Below are 21303 nucleotides of genomic sequence, written 5' to 3' on the forward strand. Positions count from 1 at the left end.
GCGCCTAACTCGTACAAGGAAGCCTTATGAAACGTGCAATGGTATTAGTACTCGACTCTTTTGGTATTGGCGGCGCACCGGATGCAGCCGAGTTTGGCGATCAAGGTGCCGACACATTGGGCAGCATCGCGCTTGCGTGTGCCGAAGGCCGTGCGGATCTTATTAATGGAGACGTAAGTAGTACTGGCAATAGCCGCCGAGGTCCACTAATGCTGCCTAACTTAGCTAAATTAGGCTTGTTTCATGCCCACCTTGCCAGCACCGGCCAAGTGGCTGCAGGGATGAGCTTGCCCGATACCGTTATTGGCAGTTATGGCCATGCTCAAGAAATCTCATCAGGCAAAGACACGCCCTCTGGCCACTGGGAGCTAGCAGGTGTACCGGTATTGTTTGATTGGGGTTATTTTTTAGAAACTGAACATAGCTTTCCGTCCTCACTAGTGGCGGATCTCATAGCTCAAGCCAAATTGCCGGGCATATTAGGCAACTGCCATGCTTCAGGTACCACCATCTTGGAGCAGTTAGGAGAAGAGCATGTGCGCACTGGCCAGCCGATTTGCTATACCTCCGCCGATTCGGTGTTTCAGATTGCTGCTCATGAACAGCACTTTGGCCTAGAACGCTTATATGAAGTGTGTGAAGTAGCCCGCGAGCTATTAATGCCCTACAACATAGCACGCGTGATAGCGCGGCCCTTCCTTGGCCAAACACCAACGGACTTTGCTCGCACCGGCAATCGCCGCGACTACAGCATTACGCCGCCGGCACCCACAGTGCTCGATAAATTGGCGACAGAGCGCCAAGGCCAAGTGGTGTCGATTGGTAAAATTGCCGATATTTATGCCCACTCGGGTATTACAAAAAAGGTGAAAGCCACCGGCACGAATGCCTTGTTTGATGCTTCGTTGGCTGAGCTCGCGTGCGCAGGCGATAACACCTTGATCATGACTAACTTCGTGGATTTCGACTCTAGCTTCGGCCACAGGCGCGACATAGCCGGTTACGCAGCCGAGCTTGAAGCCTTTGATCGCCGTCTGCCTGAATTATTGAGTGCGCTTAAACCTAACGATCTCTTAATCCTCACTGCCGATCACGGCTGCGACCCTAGTTGGCCCGGCACCGAGCACACCCGTGAGCAAGTGCCGGTATTGTGTATAGGTGCAGGCTTAACGGCGGGATCTTTAGGCCAGCGCGATACCTTCGCCGACATCGGCCAAAGCCTAGCTCAATACTTTGGCACCAGCCCCATGGATTACGGCACATCGTTTTTGTAATGACTAAAATATTTTGCCACGGAAGAACACGGAACCCACGGAAAGATTAAGCTGAGATAAGATCGAAACGGACTAAAAATATTAATGGTAAAAGCTAACCATATGACCGACGTTTTTATTAATAGAATATTTTTCAGATTTTATTACTATTTTTCCGCGGTTTCCGTGGGTTCCGTTGCTAATATGATATGTCTTTAGCTAGACGTTGTTTTTATCTTTGAAACAAGGAAAGAGCGATGGCGACTCCTCATATTAATGCCGAGCGGGGCGATTTTGCCGATACCATTTTAATGCCGGGCGATCCGCTGCGCGCGCAATACATAGCCGACAATTTCTTAACTGACGTTAAACAGGTTAACGAAGTGCGCAATATGTTGGGTTTTACAGGTCGCTATAAAGGCCGTGCGGTGTCGGTAATGGGCCATGGCATGGGCATACCCTCGGTATCTATCTATGCCAAAGAGTTGATCACCGAATTTGGCGTGCAGACTTTGATCCGCGTCGGATCCTGCGGCGCAGTGCGTGACGATGTTCAGTTGCGCGATCTGGTGATCGGTCTAGGCGCCAGTACGGATTCTAAGGTGAACCGCATGCGCTTTATGGGGAACGACTTAGCAGCATTAGCAGACTTTGATCTAGTGAGTAATGCAGTAGCCGCAGCCAAAGCCTGCCAAGTACCGTTTAAGGTGGGGAATTTATTTTCTGCAGATTTGTTTTATTCACCTCAGCCAGAACTGTTCGAGCTAATGAAACAATACGGGATCTTAGGCGTAGAGATGGAAGCCGCGGGTTTATATGGCGTCGCTGCCCAATACGGCGCCCGCGCCGTGACCTTATGTACGGTATCGGATCATATTTTGCGCAAAGAAGCGCTAAGCTCAATGGATCGACAAAATACCTTCAACGATATGATAGAAGTGGGACTGGAGTCGGTGCTGTTGGGGGATGTTTAACTTCATTACTTGTTCGAAAATCATGAGCTTGTGCATACAGGCAGCAGGATTCTCTCCGCCAACTCGCTAAGCTGCATCCATGCGACGCTCGGGAAATGCCGTCCATGGCATTTCACGGTTGGCTACGACAATTCCTACTGTCTGTGATCGGAGAGTAGCTTTTTTTTCTCAGCCTGGCTCTGGTTCACATAAACGCTCTCTTGAAGTGCTTGTTATGCAAAGTTTGTTTGATATGTCTCACTTAGCATTTTATAGAGATCTTCTCGAAGTTTTTTAATTTGAATTTTTTTCTCTTCGATTTCTTCTTCAGTTAAAGTTTCTTTGTCCACATAACACGAACGTCTAAACTGAACGACAGCTTCGCCTAACTCACGAAGTTTACTGTAAGCCTCGTGTTCACCAACAAGCAATAATTTGGACTCAGCATTAGTTAACGAGCCAAAAGTAGAGAAAAGCTCAGCTTTAACTTCTTCTAATTCATCTTTTCTGCTTTGTGGCCATTCTTTGCCATTTTTATTAAATCTAATCCACTCAACAACCAATGCCCAATATTTTAGATATACGTGATTCAGTTGCTCAGTTTGCTCTGCAACTTGCTCTAGCAGTGTTCTATGCCTTTTCTCATATTCACGAATAGATTCAGATTTACCTTTCTGCTTACTATGCCAATGAGTCGCGAATGCAGTAATTACAGCACCAAGACCAATTTTTACTGCTGTATCCAGCACATCAATCAATGTTGTCAATATTTTTCCTTACACATAGCACTTTTAATGCTGATCATGATTATATTGATGCTGAGTTATTAGCGATATTTTTTATTAATAATTATACCTGATTACCCACAAAGGTCAGTCATGTTTCAGTGAGTTTAGCATCAATTAATTCAATAGGTTACAGTGAGGTGCCCGCCTATTCGGTAAGAATATGAGGCTCAGTTTGGTATTTTGACCTTGTAGATACTCTGTTGGACGTCAAGATTTTATATGCTGTTCACTGAACAATAACGTCGAATCAAACGGCGTTTCTGTCTTCATACAGGCCCACAAGCCAGTGAGATATTTTCTCATTATCGCGCACTGAGCCTGTATCTTTTTCTTGCCACGTGAGACCAACGCCTCTGAAAATGCTTTGGCCCTGACGTCGTGCTGAGCTGCACACATCGCTGGCATATATAATGCAGAGCGAAGGTACGCATTACCTGCTTTACTGAGCCGTGCAGGTCGGTTAACACTTGTTCCTGACTGCGTGAGACGCACATCAAGCCCTGCAAATCGACTAACTTGTGGCGCTTTTAAATCCTTAGGTAGGACGCATAATTCAGCCAACACAATGAGTGCTGTTGCCCTTCCTACGCCCTTCGCAGCAGACATACTCTTTAAATGCAGAGAAAGTATTTCTGACTCTGCAATTAACGCGAGGGCGGCCTGCGTCAGACGGTCAATACGCCGGCTTAGCATATCAATCCCGTCCTCCTCATCCTCGATTATCATCGGCATCGTTGCCTGTTTGGCTTGCAACGCATGCAACCGGTTCTTCGCTTGGGTGCGTGTACCAGTGAGGCGGTTAATCTGCCTACCGATGTCCCGCAGGCCAAGGTGGCTCTCGCTTGGTGGTGTCCAGAGTCGAGGCTCCATACGCTCACCGTACTCAGCCAACAGGGCCGAGTCGATACCATCGGTCTTGCTTCCCGTCAGCTTAAGCGTAGCAAAGTGATGGAAGCTTTTTGGGTTAATAACGGCGACGGGTAATCCTGCTTTTACCAAGGCGACGGCCAAGTCAAAATAGTAAATTCCCGTCGCTTCCATCACGATAAGAGAAGGCGTTTTAGCCAGGAGTCGTTTGACTGCTTTGGCGTGCCCTTGGGGTGTTTGTTTGAACTGCTCAACTTTAGATGACCGACCATTACTTCTCATCACGAGGTCAAATGTTTTAGCTGCAATATCAATCCCCACAAAGACGTTCATGGCCTTTCCTTTAAGCAATGGTTTGTTAGATAATGGTCACTGGTTCCTCGACCTCGTACTTTATGCAATCTCAACCTTGTGATGCGAAGTCCGATTCTTATCGGCTTCCTGATACTCTTCGAGCTTTGCAATGAGGCGGGGAGCCAATCTACAAACGAGGTCAGTAAATACTGCCTCCAGGTGCCAACGGCTTCCCCAGTAACTGTTAAATACTCTATCAATTCATCTGACTTAAACATACAAGGTGCCAATTTATTCGGCACGGTTTGGTGTTTTGGTTTAAATCTAAACCTCAGTAACAGCCAGCAGAGCTGGCCTGCCGAATAAATTGGGCAGCTACAAAGAACAAACCGAAACAGGGTGCATTATGGCTGAGGTTCATACGTAATCAGGTAATTATAAGCAGTAGCAATAATTAAGCTGTAGTAGGCTTCGAGCTTAATTTTTGGTACTTAATGCGCGGCGCTGGCGCCAGTGCTGTATGGCCATGCCTAATAACAAGCCGAACACTAAGCACAAAGGGAATAACCAACTTAAGTGATGCTCTAGCTGACGCCACAGGCTGTGTTGGGCGAGGGATAAAGGATTGCTGGCTAGTTGCAGGCGTAAGAATCCTAACGGTTGATCTTCTTGGTACAAGGGACGCACGTAAGTGAGGGCTGATGTTTTATTCACTATAGGGGCTGGTTTTTTAGCTTCAGCTGAAGGCTCCTTAACTTCAGCTGAAGGCTCTTTAGCATCGGTATTTGCCTCGTTTTTTTCCTTCAGTTGGGCATCTTCTCCTGCCACTGATTCTGCTAACAAGTGACCATCGTTGCCGTAGAGTTGTGCGGAGCTGATAAGATCGGCCGCCGCCAGCTCTGTGACTAAGCGCTGGGCTATGGCGGTGTCTTCGGCCAAGAGGGCGCGAATGGCTTCTGGTGCGGCATAATCTACCAAGGGCTTGGCTAAGGTGCGCTGGGGTAAGGTTTGCCATGCGTGGCCTAATTTTGCGACTTGTAACCCTTGCCAAGCGGTGAGCAGCAATAGGCCTAAAACCAGCAGCCAGAGCAGCAGTTTAGGAGGAGAGAAATGAGGGTGGTACAGTCTTTTCCACATAGGGCGCAATATTGTCTCTTGCTTGGTCAAAAAGCAATACGCTACCCTGAACCTAGGTCTTAGTGAGTAAGGATAAGTTAAGTGACACTGTTAATGGATGTTTTGCCCGAGCAGTTAGGGGAATGGACTGACGCATTATCTGGCCAATCTTATGCTTGGCAGGCCGGAACGTTCGTGCCTGGCCAGTTAGATGCACCAAAAGGGCACTTAGTGCTGCTTGCTGAGCAACTGACTAAGTCTGCGTTACAGCAAAGCTTGCAGATATTGGACGCCGCCGGCGTGCAAGTTGAAGTGGCTAGCCTCAAGCGTATTGCCGAGCGTGAGGTATTAAATTTGCGTTTATCTGCTTGGTCGCCGGAGTTGAAAGCGCATTTACAAGAAATTGCCACCAGCTGGGATATCGCCTGTGTGCCGGCTTTGCCTAATGGCGCACAGCCCGGTTTAGTGCTGATGGATATGGACTCCACCGCTATTCAGATTGAGTGCATTGATGAGATAGCGCTGTTGGCTGGCGTGGGCGAAGAAGTGGCGGCGGTAACGCGTGCAGCCATGGAAGGCGCGCTGCCGTTTTCTGAAAGTTTACGTCGTCGGGTCGGCGCATTAGCCGGTGCCGATGCGGCAATTATCGACCAAGTGATCGCTAACATGCCCTTAATGCCCGGTTTGCTAACGCTGGTGGCAGGCTTAAAAGCCATGGGCTGGAAAGTGGCTTTGGCGTCTGGCGGCTTTACGCCTTTTACTGGTCACCTTCGTCAAACCTTAGGCTTGGATGCAGATTTTGCTAATACCTTAGAAATTAAAGACGGGCGTTTTACCGGTAAGGTGCTGGGCAATATTGTGGACGCCGAAGCCAAAGCGCGCATTTTGTGTGAGTTGGCCGAACGCTATGATATCCCGCTTAGCCAGACGGTGGCCGTGGGTGATGGTGCTAACGACTTACTGATGCTGGCTCAAGCCGGATTAGGTGTGGCGCTGCATGCTAAGCCTTTAGTGCAAGAGCAAGCGCCAGTATGCTTAAACCTGCTTAGCTTGGAAGGGGTGTTGGGCTTAGTACAGACTGCTTAACCGTCGCTTTACGACGTACCGCTTCGGTAATATCAAACACCTGACTCAGAGCGCATAACTCGGCTAACTGTTGTTCCAATTGTTGAGTTTTATACAAAGAAGTCTGAGTCAGGGTATCCCATTCAGGTACAAAATATTCAAGCTGGCGTAAGTGTAAGCGGTTGATGACTACTAAGCTCACGTTCAGCTGCTGGCTGTGGCGTGGGTTGAGTAAAAAAGCCTGACGATTAGGCTCAGGATTGATCAACAACCAGCTTTGTTGGCTAGAGTCTACTGCCTTGGCGGTCCAAATTTCATAGCTGTGATGGCTACGGCCATCGGGGCGCAGTAATTGGGTATAAATAGATTGCCACTGTTGGCGGGATATCAGGCGGCTAAAATGTGCCTGCTGAAATTCATTCGATAAAAACCCCATCAAGCTTTGTTGTAATAAGCAGGCGATGGCTCCTTGCACATAAAAACCGCCGTCGTTTCGGCCCAACACAAAGGTGGGCGAGGGCGGCTGCTGCAAGGTTTGACGAGTCAACCAGGTTAACCAAGCCGGCGTATGATTGGCATCTGGCCGTGCTCTGAGCTTATCTTGGTTTTGTTCGAATAAGGCGCTAAAAAACTGATAGCCCGCGTGGCTTTCTTCCGCACCTTCAATGCGCAAATGCACCACTTTGCCATTACCACTCAAATTCACCACCCGATAGGGTAGCCCTTTAAGTTTCCATTTACGGCTGCGTTGATTGAGTTCGGTAAGGTGTACCAGCACCAAGCTGGGAATATCGAGGCGTATCGGCTCGCCTAATACCAGCTTAAGACCGCTATTAGAGAGATCTTCCGTTTCACCCATCAGTACTTTATTGCCGACGGTCAGCTCCATGGCGCTTTGCAGTCTGAAACGTGTTTCTCGCCGCTTTGATGCTTGACGACCGAAGGGCGTAACCGTGGCTTGATGCAGACAGGCTGGCACCATAAAAGGCGCCAGTTGTTTAAGCGTGCTGTCGATAGGCCACTGGGACTGCAAAGCGGGAATAGGCGTTAGCCACAGCTGCCACTTTAATTGCTGTAAACGTCGTACCCCTTGAGCGTCTAGTGCGTCAGTGGCCTGATCATCGTAGTGCAGCTGGCGTATGCTCAGGTAATAGCAAGTTAAGGTGTTGGCCCGTATACCTTCATTAATAAATGCCGCATAGGTTTGATGCTTAATCAGTTCATCTTGACTGGCGACAAAATAATAGGACTGCTGGGCGCCGGAGTGGCGAAAACTGTACAACAGGCTGGGCTTATCGGCCTGATTAGCCAAATGCAGTACCCGCTCGGGTGATAATAAAGTCGGTAATAAATCCCCTGGCTTGGTTTGTTGCCAAGCACTCAGGGTTTTGGCGCTATGGCGATTGGTTAACAGGTGCTGCAGCTTGCCTTGTTCATCAAAAAACAGCGAGCAGCTTAAACTGGTTTCTAATAGCGCCTGCCCCCAACATTGAGACTTGACCGTTGCGTATAAATCTTCGGCGTCTAAGCCATAGCGAGGCCGATTCTGCTCAATAAAAGCGGCGATGGCCTGCTGCCAATCGGCGTCCTCTTCTACTCTTTGCATCTTGAGGCGGTTTAGCTCTCCTAGGTCTTGGCGCACCCGATAACGCTTAGGAGCAACTAAGCATTCCAATCCCGCCTGCTTGGCTAGTTCTGGAAAACTGATCGCCACTTCTTCGGGCAAACGCGGCGCGTTTTGCAACTGGACTAATAAGCCGGCGGGGGAAATATCCAAGGTGTTACCTTGCAGAACTTGCCCATTATCTAACTGCAAACACACAGGGGTGACGAAGCGCAGCCGGCTTTCTTTGCGTTGCAAACCTAAAGAGGGCTGATGCCAATGCACGATATTAAATTGCGCCGGTAATTTGCGTAGTACCGCTAATTCGGCCAGCAAAGATTCATACAAGCCTCTGGTATATTCGCCACCATAATCTAGTAATAAAGTTTGGAAATGGTTGGCTAGACGCTCGGGTAATTCGTGATCGAGCCCCTGATGACTAACTCGTCGGCATTGTTCTGGAAATAGGCTGCGTAAATCCAGTACTCGCAGGCAAGGGGAAGTTAAACGACGGACTTCAGCTTTTAACTGAAAACGAATGTCCTCGTCGGCCTCGGGCAACATAGTGTCGAGTAAGCCAGCAAGGTCGTATTGGTAACTTAGCGGTACCAGTTTATTGAGCAGAGTTTTATATGTGCTGAGATCCATCTTGGCCTAGCTTAGGGTTGAGTGGCTTAAAAACTTAGGCCAGTATAGCAGTTCAATATTAAATGGGTGAGTGTGCATGGCCAAGTCTAAAACGGCGTTTGTTTGCGGTGAATGTGGGGGAGAATATCCGCGCTGGCAGGGCCAGTGTACGGAGTGTAAAGAGTGGAATACCATCACCGAAATTCGCTTAGCACCTGCCACGGCGGCGGCCAGCCGTAATAGCCGTTTTGTCGGTTATGCGGGCACCCAAGACAATAAAGTACAAACACTAGACCAAGTGGCACTCACCGAATTGCCGCGCATTCCTAGCGGCTTTAGTGAGCTAGACCGCGTATTAGGCGGCGGCATGGTGCCAGGTTCCGCCATTCTGATTGGCGGCAGCCCAGGTGCGGGTAAGAGTACGCTGTTATTACAAGTGATGTGTGGCTTGGCCAGCCGCATGAAAACCCTCTATGTGACCGGTGAAGAATCACTGCAACAAGTGGCAATGCGCGCCCAGCGTTTAGGGCTGCCGCGAGATCAGCTGCGCATGCTGTCGGAAACCAGCGTCGAGCAAATTTGTCATATCGCCCGGGAAGAAAAGCCGGCGGTGATCGTTATCGACTCCATTCAGGTGATGCAGGTAGAGGGTATTACCTCGTCGCCAGGCTCGGTCAGCCAAGTGCGCGAGGCGGCGGCCATGCTTACCCGTTATGCCAAACAGCACGGCGTGGTGGTGTTGATGGTGGGGCACGTCACCAAAGACGGTGCCTTGGCGGGACCCAAGGTGTTGGAGCATTGCATCGACTGTTCGCTGATGCTCGATGGCGAGAATGACAGCCGCTTTCGCATGCTGCGCAGCCATAAAAACCGTTTCGGTGCCGTGAATGAGTTGGGCGTGTTTGCCATGACTGAAACTGGCTTAAAAGAGGTCAGCAACCCGTCAGCCATTTTCTTAAGTCGCGGCGAAGAGCAAACCACCGGCTCAGTGGTGATGATTATTTGGGAAGGCACGCGCCCCTTGCTGGTGGAGCTGCAAGCGCTGGTGGATTATTCACAGTTAGGTAATCCGCGTCGCGTCACCGTGGGTTTGGAGCAAAATCGACTGTCGATGCTGTTGGCGGTGTTGCATCGCCACGGTGGTTTGCAAATGGCGGATCAAGATGTGTTCGTTAACGTGGTGGGCGGGGTGCGGGTAGAAGACACCAGTGCCGACTTAGCCTTATTACTGGCCTTAGTGTCGAGCTTTCGCGATAAGGCGCTGCCTAAAGAGCTAGTGGTTTTTGGCGAAGTGGGCTTGTCCGGCGAAATTCGCCCCGTGCCATCGGGTCAAGAACGACTCATGGAAGCCGCTAAGCACGGCTTTACCCGCGCGATTATTCCTTGGGCGAACCGACCCAAGCATTCGCCACCCGGCATGGAAGTAATAGCGGTTAAGAAATTAGAAGAAGCCTTAGAGGCGTTGTAAATACAGCGCTAAGCGCCTAGCACCAAGCTAAAGATATTTTTGCCACGACTCTCTGATTAAGATAAGCACAGAAGGCACGGAGAAATAAAGATAAAAGCCGAGAGTGAGGGGCGAGGTGTGAGGAATGAATGGTGAGGATAGAATGAGCGGCGACAGGAAGCACGGATGTAGGCACCGCTTAAGCTGTGCAGTGGCGCAAGGCGCCATCTCCGCTCCGAGGTTTCATGTGCCACCGTTTTATCACATCTAAACGCCGATTCGGGTAGTAGCAGCACACCAAAATCTACGGCCAAGGTTTGCACCTAGGGTAAAGCTGCCTGCAGGGCTTGGCTTTGGTTTAGCTCGGCGCTTGATGCTGGGCGCTTGGCGCTGCACAATCAAGCAGCTCTTCAAATTGGCGCCGCAACAGCGCTTCATCGCCGAGGTTTAACTCCACTAGGCGGCGTAACAGGCTGGCGCTATTAATGTCGAGCTGTTGGCATTCGATGCCGATGCAACCGTCTTTATGATAACGCTGTCGCGCCTGCATAATAATTACCTTGTCGTGCCCGTCTAAGGACAGACGCAGCTGCAAGGGTGTGCCTGACTCTGCAGACCAAGGCTCTGTAACGCTTAAGAGCGCCCCATGCATTGAAATATCTTGCAGCTGAGTGGGTAGCTGATGGCCGTCGGGAGTAACCAGCCATGCGGGCAGATTAAACCCGATGCGTGTAAATGCTCTGCGCTCGGCCATATCGCTCTCCTGATCAAGCAGGTTCGTTAATACTCAAATGATTAAGCAGTGAGACGGCAAATACCAATCGGTCTTCAAGGCTAAATCGCTCTTCTAACATTTCGCCTAGCATGCTGAGATCTTGATCTAACTCTAGCAGTACTTCGTCGTTGTCAACTTGGGCGTATTTATCGTGAAAGTCGAGCGCCAGTACCGAGCTTTTCTTTAAGCGCACATAAATACGCTCCGCTAAGGTACGGCCATTGCCGCGTGCTGCCTCATAGGCCGCCATCACATAGTCATAAATTTCAAAGTGAGCGGCGCTGACGTAGTCCACCAATTGACTGCAAAAGTCGGTGAGCTCTTTAGGCTCGGGCAGCACTTTTCTATTAGTCGATAAGCGGATGTATTCCACCAGCAGGGCTTGGCGCGCATCCATAAAGGTGTCTAGCGCCTGGTGTTTACCGGCGAGTTTAGCTTTGCTTTGTGCCATTTTCCTGAGCATGATTCCCTCCTTGGGATGACCTGAGCAGGTTGAGAGCTCTACCTTTAACGTAAGTTAACGTTTCCATCGTTAAAGAACATTCGACGACTCCATCATTAAAGAAAAGCGGGCGCTGGGTCAATCGTTTTACAACTAACTTGGGCGCAAGCTCGCGCTAAAAATAAGTTTGTAAGACAGAAATTACTCTAATGCTTACCTTACCTAAAACTAACTTAATAGCCCATTTACGTTAACTTTATACCTGTAAAAATTAAACTTTCAATACGTTAATTTAACTAAAATCTTACTCTGTTATGACGTTAAGTACCAGAGTGATTAAAAAGCGTCCAAAGTAAGCGTGTGTAACGTCTGATTGGGGCTTTAAGCTATGTGGTGGTACAATAGCGGCATTTGCCACCTGTTTTGGGACGATAGAATGCAACCTTTGAAAAATGATCGTTACTTACGTGCGCTAGCCCGCCAGCCCGTAGATTACACCCCTGTTTGGATGATGCGTCAGGCCGGTCGTTATTTGCCTGAATACAAGGCAACGCGTGCCGAAGCGGGCGATTTTATGGCGTTGTGTAAAAACGCAGAATTGGCGTGTGAGGTGACCTTACAACCCTTGCGTCGCTTCCCGTTAGATGCGGCGATTCTGTTCTCTGATATTTTGACCATTCCCGATGCTATGGGCTTAGGCTTGTACTTTGAAGCCGGTGAAGGTCCTAAATTTCAGCGTCCTATTAGCTCAATGGCTGATGTGCAAAAACTGGGTATTCCTGATCCAGAAGGCGAATTGCAATATGTAATGAATGCGGTGCGCACCATTCGTCGTGAACTAAAAGGCGAAGTGCCGCTGATTGGTTTCTCTGGCAGCCCTTGGACGCTGGCCACCTATATGGTGGAAGGCAGTGGTTCTAAGACCTTCATGAAAACCAAAGGCATGATGTTTTCTGATCCGAAAGCCATGCACTTGTTGCTAGATAAATTAGCAGACAGCGTGACCAGCTATTTGAACGCGCAAATTGCCGCTGGTGCTCAGTCGTTGATGATCTTCGATACGTGGGGCGGCATTTTAAGCACCCGCGATTACAACGAGTTTTCACTGCAATATATGGCGAAAATCGTGGACGGTTTAGTGCGTGAAAGTGACGGTCGTCGCGTGCCTGTTACCCTGTTTACCAAAAATGGTGGTCAGTGGTTAGAAGCGATTGCCGCTACCGGTTGTGACGGTATTGGTTTGGATTGGACCATCGACATGGCAGACGCTAAGCGTCGCGTCGGTGATAAGGTTGCACTGCAAGGCAACATGGACCCATCCATGCTGTATGCGCCTATTCCGCGCATCGAGCAGGAAGTTGCTTCTATCCTAGAGAGCTTTGGTGAAGGTCCAGGTCATGTCTTTAACTTAGGTCATGGCATTCACTTGGACGTAGATCCTGAGCATGCGGGCGCCTTTATCGATGCAGTGCATCGCATCTCTCGCCCGTACCACGCGAAGTAAGTCGGGCCTCGTTCGCTAACATAGAACGCAGCCAATAAAAAAAGCGCCTTACGGCGCTTTTTTTATGGAAAATATAAGGTGTAAATAGTGGGGGAGAGGAGCAAACAGAACATCGAATTTTCAGACTCGTGTTTGCGCCTCATACACTTTACTCTTTACGTTAATCCTATTTATCCCAATTCTTTCTGATACTTGTCTATGGTCGCCAAAAAGGTTCGTTTGCTTTGGCCAGATAAACCTTCAGCCATGGGCAGCTTCACTTGCATGGCATCCACGGCACGGTTATTGACATGGAACTCATAATGCAAGTGCGGGCCAGTAGAGCGACCGGTATTGCCGGATAAACCAATGCGCTGGCCACGGCGTACCGTATCACCCTGTTTGACCAAAAACTTACTCAAGTGCAAGAAGCGTGTGGTGTACTGGCGGCCATGGCGGATTACGATGTAGTTGCCCGCTAATCGGTGATACACGGCTTTGACTACCACGCCGTCGCCTGGGGCTACGACAGGGGTGCCCGTTGGCACGGCAAAGTCGGTGCCTTTGTGGGCCGTAACTCGGCCGGTGATCGGATGCTTGCGATTTAAGTTAAAGGTGGAGCTAATGCGCGGCGTGCGCTCCAACGGAATACGAATAAAACCCCGCTCTAAGCTTTCGCCTTTACTGTCGTAAAACTTACCGTCTTCATGGCGAAAGGCGTAAAAAGTACGGCCTTTATTGGTAATCTCTACCGCTTGTAGCTCAGACTTACCGGTACTTTTTCCTTGAACAAATTCCCGCTGGACCAAGACTTTAAAGCTGTCTCCTTGGCGCAAGTCGCGAGCAAAGTTGAGTTGCCATTGGAATAAGTTAGCAACATGCTGAATTTGTGAGGCAGATAAACCTGCATCGCGGGCACTTAAATAAAAGCTGCCTTTGATCACGCCTTTTAAAGCACGACTTTCCCAATTGCTGGTTTCGGTTTTAACTCGGCTGTTATAGCCATCACCATCACGAGTAAAAGTGCGGGTATGCAGTAAGTCTTGTTTGATCTTAAATTCAAGCAGCAAGTTCTCAGAGTCGATCAACATGCTTAAATTTTGGCCGGGCTTTAGGCCGTCTAGTACACGTTCTCTATCGGCTTCGAGCAATTTATACATAGTGGCTAACGGCAAGCCTAAACCATTAAAAATGGTACTTAAAGTATCGCCATTTTGTACCGAGTATTGCTGCCATTCGGGTTCGATTGACGCTAATTCATCCAAGGCATCGACCGGGTCAACAGGGCCTAAATCATCATCGGGCAGGGTATAGAACTCAGTGTTATCGACTTGAGTTTTAATGGCGGCAGAAGAGATCGTTAAGTTGTTGGGCAAACTAAGTCTACTTGGCTGCTCTAATATATTCTGCGCAGAGGGCAGCATAATGGCCGTCGTCAGCGTTAAGGTACTCAATAATACGATGCCATACAGGTGCTTTTTCGGCAGTTGTGTGGGCATACCTTGCAGTTTTGTTTGTATCGGGCGGAGAAAATTCATCCGGATTACCTGTGCCTGAGTGGCTAAAATAATGAATGCAAAAACCGCTTTAGCTATCCAAGCATCATCTCAAGGACGGTAAAGCGGTTCATCTTATGACAAAAATGTTCCTAGGCGGTATCCAGTACTTCTTTTGGTATCAATAGCTTGAATACCCACACTGCCTGTTTGGACACCTGCACTTCTTTCTTTGGACAGAGAGTATGAACAAGTTCGTACAATTAAGTTCCCTATTCTATCGGATTTAATTGTAAAAAATGAGTGTTTATTGATAGCGGTTGATCTTACGAGATGAGATTTCTCATCAAAAAACGGCAAAAATCAGCGCGCAGGATCCGCAGATCCGAGTAAGCATCCGGTCATGGCATCAGCGAGCTGCTGCATAAACACAAAGTAGCTGTCTGGGCTTGGCGTAATATCCGTCGCCAAGGGATCCAAGATGCCACTGCGGGCTTGGGTATTACGCAACACCGCATTCACCACCGCAGGTTGAAACTGCGGTTCTGCAAACACACACACCGCCTGCGACTGCTTTAGTGCCTGATGAATACTGGCCACGGTTTTTGCGCCCGGCGCGCGCGCCGGATTCACCGTAAAGTGACCCAGTGACGACAGCTGATAATGACGTTCCCAGTGGCCGTAGGCATCATGAAACACGAAATAGCCAATGCCTTTTGCGGGTGCTAATTGCGCGGTTATCTTCTGGTCTGCTTTTTTTAATCTTGCCTGAAAGGTGGCTAAATTTTCTTGATATCGATCAATACTGTTTGGATCCAACTCGATTAAACGTGCTGCCAGCAGCTCGGCGATGTTGTTTGCTTGATGGGGATCCAGCCAAATATGGGCGTCTTGGCCGGAGTGATCGTGACTTTCCGCTTCATCTGGGTTGGCGACAACTATTTTATCGGTATTATGTGCATCGCTTATTTCATGGCTGTGATGCGCATCTTCATGTTGATCCGCATCTTTGTGGTTATGAGCAGAGTCATGCTTATGCTCAGAATCATGATCATGGTCATGCTCAGTATTTAATACGTTCACATTGAATTCAGACAAGAGCGCCAAACTGTTAGCTTGATCCTCGAGCAAGCGAGTTAAAAATACCTCTAACTCAGGCCCTACCCAGAGCACTAAGTCGGCTTTTTTTACTTTACGCACATCCGAGGGGCGCAGCGCATAATCGTGAGGCGAGCTACCCGGCGGCAGCAATAGTTGCGGCTCAGGGCCCCCTTGGGTAATGGCGCTGGCAATCAGCTGTAAGGGTTTAATGGAGGTTAAGACTTCCACGGCGCGCGCTTGGCTACTGAGTAGCAAAGGAACGAACAGTAGTAAAAGAGCTTTCATGAGCGCTAGATCCCAATGGATAATAGAGTTTAGTGGATAAGCAATGTTATAATATTACAAATTAAGAAGTAAAGGCATAAAACGCATGACTAGGCTGGTGGAATTAACAAACGTGGGGCTGAATATAGGCGGCAATGTCATTCTAGAAAGGGTGTCATTAACGCTACAGCGAGGGGAGATTCTTACCATAGTAGGCCCTAATGGTGCCGGAAAAAGCTCCTTGATCAAGCTAGTGCTGGGCCTGATTCCTGGGCACACCGGCACTTTGTGGCAAAAGCCTAATCTTCGCGTGGGCTATGTGCCGCAAAAATTACACTTAGACTCGGTATTGCCACTGACGGTGGCGCGCTTTATGAGTTTATCTCATGGCCGGCGGCTAACCGTGGCCCAAGCCTTGGCTAAAGTAGGTGCCGAGCGGTTAGCGGATCGTGCCATGCAGGCGTTATCCGGTGGCGAAATGCAGCGCATTTTATTGGCGCGCGCCCTGATGATGCAGCCAGAATTATTGATCCTCGATGAGCCCGCCCAAGGGGTGGATGTGCACGGCCAAACCGAGCTATACGGCTTGATCAAATTGCTGGCCGATGAATTGCAATGCGGCGTGTTGATGGTGTCTCACGACTTGCATTTGGTGATGGCGAGTACTCACCGGGTGATTTGCTTAAACCAGCATATTTGTTGCCACGGGGAGCCAGAAGATGTGGCTCGCCATCCTGAGTTTGCCCGTTTATTTGGCCGCCCTGAGCTCGCGCAGCTAGCGGTATATACCCATCATCATGACTGTGACGATGAACATCACGGAGACGTACGTCATGTGGGATAGTTTTTTATTGTATGCACTGTTGGCTGGCTTAGGTATTGCCATTTTAGCGGGCCCTTTGGGTAGCTTTGTGGTGTGGCGGCGCATGGCCTATTTTGGCGACACCTTGGCCCATTCTTCCTTGCTGGGGGTGGCCTTTGGTTTACTGCTACAAATTGATTTAACGCTGGCCGTTTTAGTGGCCTGTTTATGTTTAGGCATAGTGCTGGCGGCCTTGCAGCGTGCCAGCTGGTTGGCCACGGATACGCTACTGGGTATTTTAGCGCACACCTCTTTATCGTTAGGTCTAGTGGCACTGGCCTTTATGGATAACGTGCGCGTGGATTTAATGGCGTATTTATTTGGCGATCTGTTGGCAATCCAATTGGTGGATTTGTATTGGATCTTCGGTGGCGGTTTGGTGCTGTTAGTGGTGTTGCGCCATTACTGGAGTCAATTGTTGTCGATCACCGTCAGTGAAGAATTGGCCCGCGTGGAGGGCATTAAGGTAGAGCGCTTAAAGCTACTGTTGTTATTGATGATCAGTGTCTTGATTGCAGTGGCCATGAAGTTTGTGGGGGCCTTAATTATTACCTCACTGCTGATTATTCCTGCCGCCACCGCGCGCCGCTTTAGTCGCTCCCCTGAGCAAATGGCCTTTTACGCCATGGGCCTCGGCATGGTGGCCGTGGTCGGTGGCTTGCAGTTATCGGTGAGTTACGACACTCCCGCCGGCCCTTCCGTAGTGGTGATCGCCGCCGCCTTATTCTTATTGTCCCACTTGGTGCCCAAGCGTGGGTAAATAGCAGCGCCGAGCACCAAGCGCCCGGCGCCCAGCTAGACACTAAGTCCACAAACTTAGTGCATTTATGCCGTCTTACCGGGTTCGCCCCGGTATCTCGCACATAGGCACTAAAGCCTAAAGTGAGATCCTGACGTGCGTCAGGAAGACGGCTAAAGAGCAGCGCTGAGCACTTGCCGTCTTATCGGATTCGCCCCGGTATCTCGGACTTAGGCACATAGGCACTTAGGCACTTAGGCACTAAAGCCTAAAACGAGATCCTGATTTTCATCAGGATGACGGCATAAGTGCGAGATCCTGATGTGCATCAGGAAGACGGCATAAATTCCAAACACAGCTCCTTCTCTAGCTCGGCGCTTGGTGCTGGGCGCTTGACGCTGCCAACACCTGATGCACTCGTTCGCGCAGCGCGGGCAGCTCTTCTGCTTCAAACCAAGGGTTTTTAGTGAGCCAATAACGGTTACGGGGCGAAGGGTGGGGCAGGGGTAATTGGCTGGGCGCAAATTCTTGCCAATTACGTACGGTTTCGGTGAGGGTTTTGTAACGCTTGCCAAGGTAATAACGCTGGGCATACTGACCAATCAAGAGCGTGAGTTCAATGTTTGGTAACACATTAAGTAGCTGTTGATGCCAAGCGGGCGCGCATTCGGGGCGCGGCGGCAGATCACCGCTTTTGCCTTTTCCCGGATAACAAAAGCCCATGGGCATGATGGCCACTAACTGTGGATCGTAAAACTGCTCACGGCTGAGCTCTAACCAACGGCGTAGCGTATCGCCGCTGGGGTCGTTCCAGGGAATACCGGTTTGATGTACTTTTAAGCCCGGCGCTTGGCCGATGATTAAAATACGCGCCTCAGGCGCCATTTGTAATACCGGCCGCGGGCCCAGTGGTAGATTGGCTTCGCAAATACGGCAAGCTCTGGCCTGCATCAGTAACTGCTCAAACTCACGACTCATGCTGGCTTCCTTCTCTCACAACCCACACCTCACGCCTTTCACTAGTCACTCTGTATTTAGTACCCCTGATTTTAGTAACCTAGGTTAAAGTCCACTAAGCCTTCCATGGTTTTTCCAGACGTATACTTTAAATAGTTACGGCTAAAACGGGTCACTATTTGTGCTGGGAAGCTATAACCCGAGTTGTGCGGTGTGATAACCACATTGGGCATGTCCCATAAGGGGCTGGCGACCGGCAATGGCTCGCTGGCAAACACATCTAATACCGCAGCACCTATATTGCCATGGCGCAGCGCTTGAATAAGCGCGCCTTCATCAACGGCATCACCTCGGCCCACGTTAAAGAAAATAGTGCCGGGTTTAAAATGTTCGAATCGGGCGGCGTTAAATAGGCCACGAGTTTGCGGCGTGGACGGCATAACACTAACCACCACATCGGCTCGAGACAACACGTTATTAAGCGCCGGTAGCTGATAAGTATTATCAAAGCCTGCCGCTTCTCGACCTGAACGACTGATGCCTAATACCGTCATGCCAAAGTGCTTGGCGGTGTGTGCTATATGCTGGCCAATGCTACCGGTGCCCATAATCAGCATAGTTTTACCGTGAATGCTTTCATAGGGAATAGGCTGCCAGTTATGCAGCCGCTGCTGCGCCTTGTAATGGCGCAGGTGGCGGGTGAGCGCCAACAAGTGACCAAACACATATTCGCTCACTAGAGGGCCAAAAATACCCCGAATATTGGTGAGCAGATAATCTTGGCGGCAATCGCCGCGCAACAATACGTCCACCCCCGCATAGGTCGACTGCGCCCATTTGAGTGCTTTCGCTTCATTCAGGCGCGCGCGCAGTCTAGCGGGCTCGCCCAGTAAAATATCGGCTTTAGCGAGTGCTGCGCGAATGTCGGCTTCGCCTTCTGGCGCTAAAATCGTCAGCCCGGGCAGGTAGGCCTGTTTTAATAATGCCTGATATTCAGCATTATCTTGGCTGAGCAATAACAGGGTATGATTGGCCATACCTTCTCTCCTTATTATGCTTTTTGTAAGGGCGTTCTATGAGACAATGGCACACGCATAAACTTATACCAACGTTTGCGGCCTAAAATGTGAGCCTTAGCAATAAAGACGCACAATGGCAAAAAAACGGCCATGTAACCACAAGGAAATATCCGTGTTTGGCGATAAATTTTACAAAAAAATCAACAAGCTAGCTCCCTGGCAGCAAACTGTATTTGCCCTGGCGTTAGCCGAGCGGATGTATCCTAATTATCAGCTATTTAGCGAAACTAGCGACTTTGGCAATAGCCAGCGCTGTAGAGAAACGCTGAATACCTTGTGGACTTACCTGACGGTAAAAGGCTCGAAGGTCGATTTAAGCGCCGAGCTTGAGTCTTTTGAAGCCTTTATCCCTGATCCTTCACAGTTTGAAAGTTACGGTGCCTACCCAGCACTAGACGTCTGTGTGGCCTTGGGGTGCGCTTACAATTCGGTAATTTGTCGGGTGGGCGAAGAAGCCACCGAAGCCAGCCATGCCTCTTTGGGTACGGTGGCGGGTTTTGTCGAGTTATTGGCAGAGCGCGAGCTGAGTGAAGAAGAGTTGTATGACGATGAGCTATTGATGGCGGAAATGGAGTTTCAAGTTGAGTTGCTAGATCGCGTCAATCAGCCCAGAGATGCCGCCACTATACTGGCCATTCGTGACTTCGCCGCTCAAGGTGGAGTTTCTAATATCGGTATCAGCTTAGATTAGTCCGCGTTAGTTTTGCCTGATACTGGCATTCGACGATTATCGCCCCATAAAAAAACAGACCTTAAGGGTCTGTTTTTTTATGGGGTTTTCTAGCATCCTGCTTATTAACCTGCACTCAATCTAGAACAGGGCTTTTCATTACCAGTGGCAAACCTGCGGCGGTAAATATTACCCGCTCGCAGCGCGTCGCGACCGCTTGATGCAAGAAACCACTTTCATCTACAAAACGGCGGCTTAACTCACCTAAAGGCACTATGCCCATGCCCACTTCATTGCTCACTATAATTAGCTGACCATTAAAGTTTTCTCAGACGGTTAAGAAAATTTGGCGCTGTTGTGGCCCGTTTTCCAGATGCAGGCAGTTGCTGAGCCACAGCGTGAGGCAGTCGATCATAACCGCATCATAATCCTGCAATGTTGCCAGTGTTTGGCCAAGTTCAGTCGGTCCTTCAAGGGTATGCCAGTGCTGATGGCGCTGTGCTTGATGTTGACTAATACGCGACCTTATTACCTAAGTCGGTGTATAGCTGTTCTGCGAGGCGACTCTTACCTGAACGGGCGCCACCCAAAATAAATTATTTCATGGTGTTACCTTGGCTGCTTAATAACTGTTAATCGCGAATAAGTGAACGACAGGTAAGTAATGCAGTGAGTAGGCTGGCAGAGTGATGAGAGAGTAGTAAGAGTGACGGGACAGTGGGACTATTTCTAAATATAACGAGCAGCCCTAACGCTTGATTAATGTATAACCGATAGTTGAGCGAGGGCATGCTCGTTAAAGTCATTGTTACTCGTGCAGTAAGCTGCCTACTTGCAGTAGCGGAGCTACGTCAAGATCGTTGGCATTCATCATTAATGAAATGCGCTGCACCGAGGATAACAATAAGTTTTGCTCCCACTCGGCGAGTCCTTGAAAGCGCTGAATAAAGCTTTCTTGCAAGGGGCGAGGGGCTGTTTTAAGTTTATCTTTACCTTCATCCGTTAGCACCGCATAAACTTTACGCTTATCGGTTTGGCTGCGTTCGCGGCGCACTAACAGTTTTTGTTCGAGTCTATCTATGATGGTGGTGGCGGTTGCTTGACTCATATGAGTTGCTTGCGCCAACTTACGCATCGTAATGTCGCCGTGCTCGCTGATCGATTGCAGTAACAGGAGTTGCGGGCCAGTGAGGCCGGACTCTTTACTGAGTTGACGGGAGTGCAGGTCAATTGCGCGAATAATCTGGCGCAGAGCCACCAGCATATCTTCATGTTTTTCCAAGGTCTTACGGCCGCCGATGGTTATCTGAATTTGGCCGCACCATAGCGCAAAATCACGCTTTTTTAAAGTCCAACCAGATAAAGCCTTAGGTTATGTGTGGTAGGCCTTAGATATGTTTTGCGAAGGCGGTGTATTTTTCT

At 49.4% G+C, this 21303-nt stretch carries 19 protein-coding genes and 1 pseudogene; 8 read left to right on the plus strand and 12 right to left on the minus strand.

The window, feature by feature from the left end; genetic code table 11:
• Positions 1 to 26: 26 nt before the first annotated feature.
• Entirely contained in the window at positions 27 to 1274 is a 1248-nt protein-coding gene (locus tag CBP31_RS10670) for a phosphopentomutase (RefSeq protein WP_087037145.1), read from the plus strand.
• 236 nt (positions 1275 to 1510) lie between these two features.
• Positions 1511 to 2227: a purine-nucleoside phosphorylase gene (gene deoD, locus CBP31_RS10675; RefSeq protein ID WP_087037147.1), complete on the plus strand. Its 717-nt coding sequence runs from the start codon at positions 1511 to 1513 to the stop codon at positions 2225 to 2227.
• A 212-nt stretch (positions 2228 to 2439) separates the two neighbouring features.
• Here the strand turns inward: deoD and CBP31_RS10680 are convergent, their stop codons facing one another.
• From CBP31_RS10680 to CBP31_RS10695, 3 genes are all read right to left on the minus strand, one after another.
• Positions 2440 to 2973 carry a hypothetical protein gene (locus CBP31_RS10680; protein WP_087037149.1) on the minus strand — a complete coding sequence of 178 codons (534 nt, stop codon included), beginning with the start codon at positions 2971 to 2973 and terminating at the stop codon, positions 2440 to 2442.
• Positions 2974 to 3201: 228 nt separating this feature from the next.
• Positions 3202 to 4194, minus strand: a complete 993-nt coding sequence (locus CBP31_RS10685; RefSeq protein ID WP_087037151.1) for an IS110 family RNA-guided transposase — start codon at positions 4192 to 4194, stop codon at positions 3202 to 3204.
• A 438-nt stretch (positions 4195 to 4632) separates the two neighbouring features.
• Entirely contained in the window at positions 4633 to 5292 is a 660-nt protein-coding gene (locus tag CBP31_RS10695; RefSeq protein ID WP_087037153.1) for a hypothetical protein, read from the minus strand.
• 87 nt (positions 5293 to 5379) lie between these two features.
• Here CBP31_RS10695 and serB point away from each other — a divergent pair, with 87 nt between their 5' ends.
• Entirely contained in the window at positions 5380 to 6357 is a 978-nt protein-coding gene (serB, locus tag CBP31_RS10700; protein WP_169713020.1) for a phosphoserine phosphatase SerB, read from the plus strand.
• On the opposite strand, the gene CBP31_RS10705 is transcribed toward serB, so the two are convergent.
• On the minus strand, positions 6317 to 8587 hold the full coding sequence (locus CBP31_RS10705; protein WP_087037157.1) for a PilZ domain-containing protein: 2271 nt from the start codon (positions 8585 to 8587) through the stop codon (positions 6317 to 6319). The two genes, serB and CBP31_RS10705, sit on opposite strands and share 41 nt — an antisense overlap.
• Before the next feature lie 76 nt (positions 8588 to 8663).
• Here CBP31_RS10705 and radA point away from each other — a divergent pair, with 76 nt between their 5' ends.
• Entirely contained in the window at positions 8664 to 10034 is a 1371-nt protein-coding gene (radA, locus tag CBP31_RS10710) for a DNA repair protein RadA (RefSeq protein WP_087037159.1), read from the plus strand.
• Positions 10035 to 10371: 337 nt separating this feature from the next.
• Here radA and CBP31_RS10715 read toward each other — a convergent pair whose 3' ends face one another.
• Entirely contained in the window at positions 10372 to 10767 is a 396-nt protein-coding gene (locus CBP31_RS10715; RefSeq protein WP_087037161.1) for a PilZ domain-containing protein, read from the minus strand.
• Positions 10768 to 10780: 13 nt separating this feature from the next.
• Positions 10781 to 11251 (minus strand): sigma D regulator, encoded by a 471-nt coding sequence (gene rsd, locus CBP31_RS10720; RefSeq protein ID WP_087037163.1) that lies wholly within the window; start codon positions 11249 to 11251, stop codon positions 10781 to 10783.
• Between the two features lie 415 nt (positions 11252 to 11666).
• Between rsd and hemE the strand changes: the two genes are divergently transcribed.
• The gene (gene hemE, locus CBP31_RS10725; protein WP_087037165.1) at positions 11667 to 12734 is read left to right on the plus strand and encodes a uroporphyrinogen decarboxylase; all 1068 of its coding nucleotides are present in this window, start codon (positions 11667 to 11669) and stop codon (positions 12732 to 12734) included.
• A 170-nt stretch (positions 12735 to 12904) separates the two neighbouring features.
• On the opposite strand, the gene mepM is transcribed toward hemE, so the two are convergent.
• Entirely contained in the window at positions 12905 to 14251 is a 1347-nt protein-coding gene (gene mepM, locus CBP31_RS10730; protein WP_087037167.1) for a murein DD-endopeptidase MepM, read from the minus strand.
• Between the two features lie 321 nt (positions 14252 to 14572).
• Positions 14573 to 15595 carry a zinc ABC transporter substrate-binding protein ZnuA gene (gene znuA, locus CBP31_RS10735; protein WP_087037169.1) on the minus strand — a complete coding sequence of 341 codons (1023 nt, stop codon included), beginning with the start codon at positions 15593 to 15595 and terminating at the stop codon, positions 14573 to 14575.
• A gap of 85 nt (positions 15596 to 15680) precedes the next feature.
• Between znuA and znuC the strand changes: the two genes are divergently transcribed.
• Together znuC and znuB are read left to right on the plus strand one after the other, a co-directional pair.
• On the plus strand, positions 15681 to 16418 hold the full coding sequence (gene znuC / locus CBP31_RS10740; RefSeq protein ID WP_087037171.1) for a zinc ABC transporter ATP-binding protein ZnuC: 738 nt from the start codon (positions 15681 to 15683) through the stop codon (positions 16416 to 16418).
• Positions 16408 to 17196: a zinc ABC transporter permease subunit ZnuB gene (gene znuB / locus CBP31_RS10745; protein ID WP_087037173.1), complete on the plus strand. Its 789-nt coding sequence runs from the start codon at positions 16408 to 16410 to the stop codon at positions 17194 to 17196. The genes znuC and znuB overlap by 11 nt, the downstream gene beginning before the upstream one ends.
• Before the next feature lie 345 nt (positions 17197 to 17541).
• Here the strand turns inward: znuB and CBP31_RS10750 are convergent, their stop codons facing one another.
• Both CBP31_RS10750 and CBP31_RS10755 read right to left on the minus strand, forming a co-directional pair.
• Positions 17542 to 18153 carry a uracil-DNA glycosylase family protein gene (locus CBP31_RS10750; RefSeq protein ID WP_087037175.1) on the minus strand — a complete coding sequence of 204 codons (612 nt, stop codon included), beginning with the start codon at positions 18151 to 18153 and terminating at the stop codon, positions 17542 to 17544.
• A gap of 71 nt (positions 18154 to 18224) precedes the next feature.
• Positions 18225 to 19169, minus strand: coding sequence for a D-2-hydroxyacid dehydrogenase (locus CBP31_RS10755; protein WP_087037177.1), 945 nt, complete (start codon positions 19167 to 19169; stop codon positions 18225 to 18227).
• A gap of 154 nt (positions 19170 to 19323) precedes the next feature.
• On the opposite strand from CBP31_RS10755, the gene CBP31_RS10760 reads away from it, so the two are divergent.
• Positions 19324 to 19902 carry a YjaG family protein gene (locus CBP31_RS10760; protein WP_087037179.1) on the plus strand — a complete coding sequence of 193 codons (579 nt, stop codon included), beginning with the start codon at positions 19324 to 19326 and terminating at the stop codon, positions 19900 to 19902.
• Between the two features lie 115 nt (positions 19903 to 20017).
• On the opposite strand, the pseudogene CBP31_RS10765 reads toward CBP31_RS10760, so the two are convergent.
• A pseudogene (locus CBP31_RS10765) lies at positions 20018 to 20471 on the minus strand (bifunctional adenosylcobinamide kinase/adenosylcobinamide-phosphate guanylyltransferase).
• A gap of 218 nt (positions 20472 to 20689) precedes the next feature.
• On the minus strand, positions 20690 to 21163 hold the full coding sequence (locus CBP31_RS10770; protein WP_087037181.1) for a MarR family winged helix-turn-helix transcriptional regulator: 474 nt from the start codon (positions 21161 to 21163) through the stop codon (positions 20690 to 20692).
• Between the last annotated feature and the right edge of the window lie 140 nt (positions 21164 to 21303).

It is taken from the genome of Oceanisphaera profunda, from assembly GCF_002157895.1.
Lineage (GTDB): Bacteria > Pseudomonadota > Gammaproteobacteria > Enterobacterales > Aeromonadaceae > Oceanimonas > Oceanimonas profunda.

Coding starts and splice junctions, on each gene's coding strand:
- CBP31_RS10670 (WP_087037145.1), top strand. CDS start 27: ATGAAACGTGCAATGGTATTAGTACTCGACTCTTTTGGTATTGGCGGC.
- deoD (WP_087037147.1), top strand. CDS start 1,511: ATGGCGACTCCTCATATTAATGCCGAGCGGGGCGATTTTGCCGATACC.
- CBP31_RS10685 (WP_087037151.1), bottom strand. CDS start 4,194: ATGAACGTCTTTGTGGGGATTGATATTGCAGCTAAAACATTTGACCTC.
- CBP31_RS10695 (WP_087037153.1), bottom strand. CDS start 5,292: ATGTGGAAAAGACTGTACCACCCTCATTTCTCTCCTCCTAAACTGCTG.
- CBP31_RS10705 (WP_087037157.1), bottom strand. CDS start 8,587: ATGGATCTCAGCACATATAAAACTCTGCTCAATAAACTGGTACCGCTA.
- radA (WP_087037159.1), top strand. CDS start 8,664: ATGGCCAAGTCTAAAACGGCGTTTGTTTGCGGTGAATGTGGGGGAGAA.
- CBP31_RS10715 (WP_087037161.1), bottom strand. CDS start 10,767: ATGGCCGAGCGCAGAGCATTTACACGCATCGGGTTTAATCTGCCCGCA.
- rsd (WP_087037163.1), bottom strand. CDS start 11,251: ATGCTCAGGAAAATGGCACAAAGCAAAGCTAAACTCGCCGGTAAACAC.
- hemE (WP_087037165.1), top strand. CDS start 11,667: ATGCAACCTTTGAAAAATGATCGTTACTTACGTGCGCTAGCCCGCCAG.
- mepM (WP_087037167.1), bottom strand. CDS start 14,251: ATGAATTTTCTCCGCCCGATACAAACAAAACTGCAAGGTATGCCCACA.
- znuA (WP_087037169.1), bottom strand. CDS start 15,595: ATGAAAGCTCTTTTACTACTGTTCGTTCCTTTGCTACTCAGTAGCCAA.
- znuC (WP_087037171.1), top strand. CDS start 15,681: ATGACTAGGCTGGTGGAATTAACAAACGTGGGGCTGAATATAGGCGGC.
- znuB (WP_087037173.1), top strand. CDS start 16,408: ATGTGGGATAGTTTTTTATTGTATGCACTGTTGGCTGGCTTAGGTATT.
- CBP31_RS10750 (WP_087037175.1), bottom strand. CDS start 18,153: ATGAGTCGTGAGTTTGAGCAGTTACTGATGCAGGCCAGAGCTTGCCGT.
- CBP31_RS10755 (WP_087037177.1), bottom strand. CDS start 19,169: ATGGCCAATCATACCCTGTTATTGCTCAGCCAAGATAATGCTGAATAT.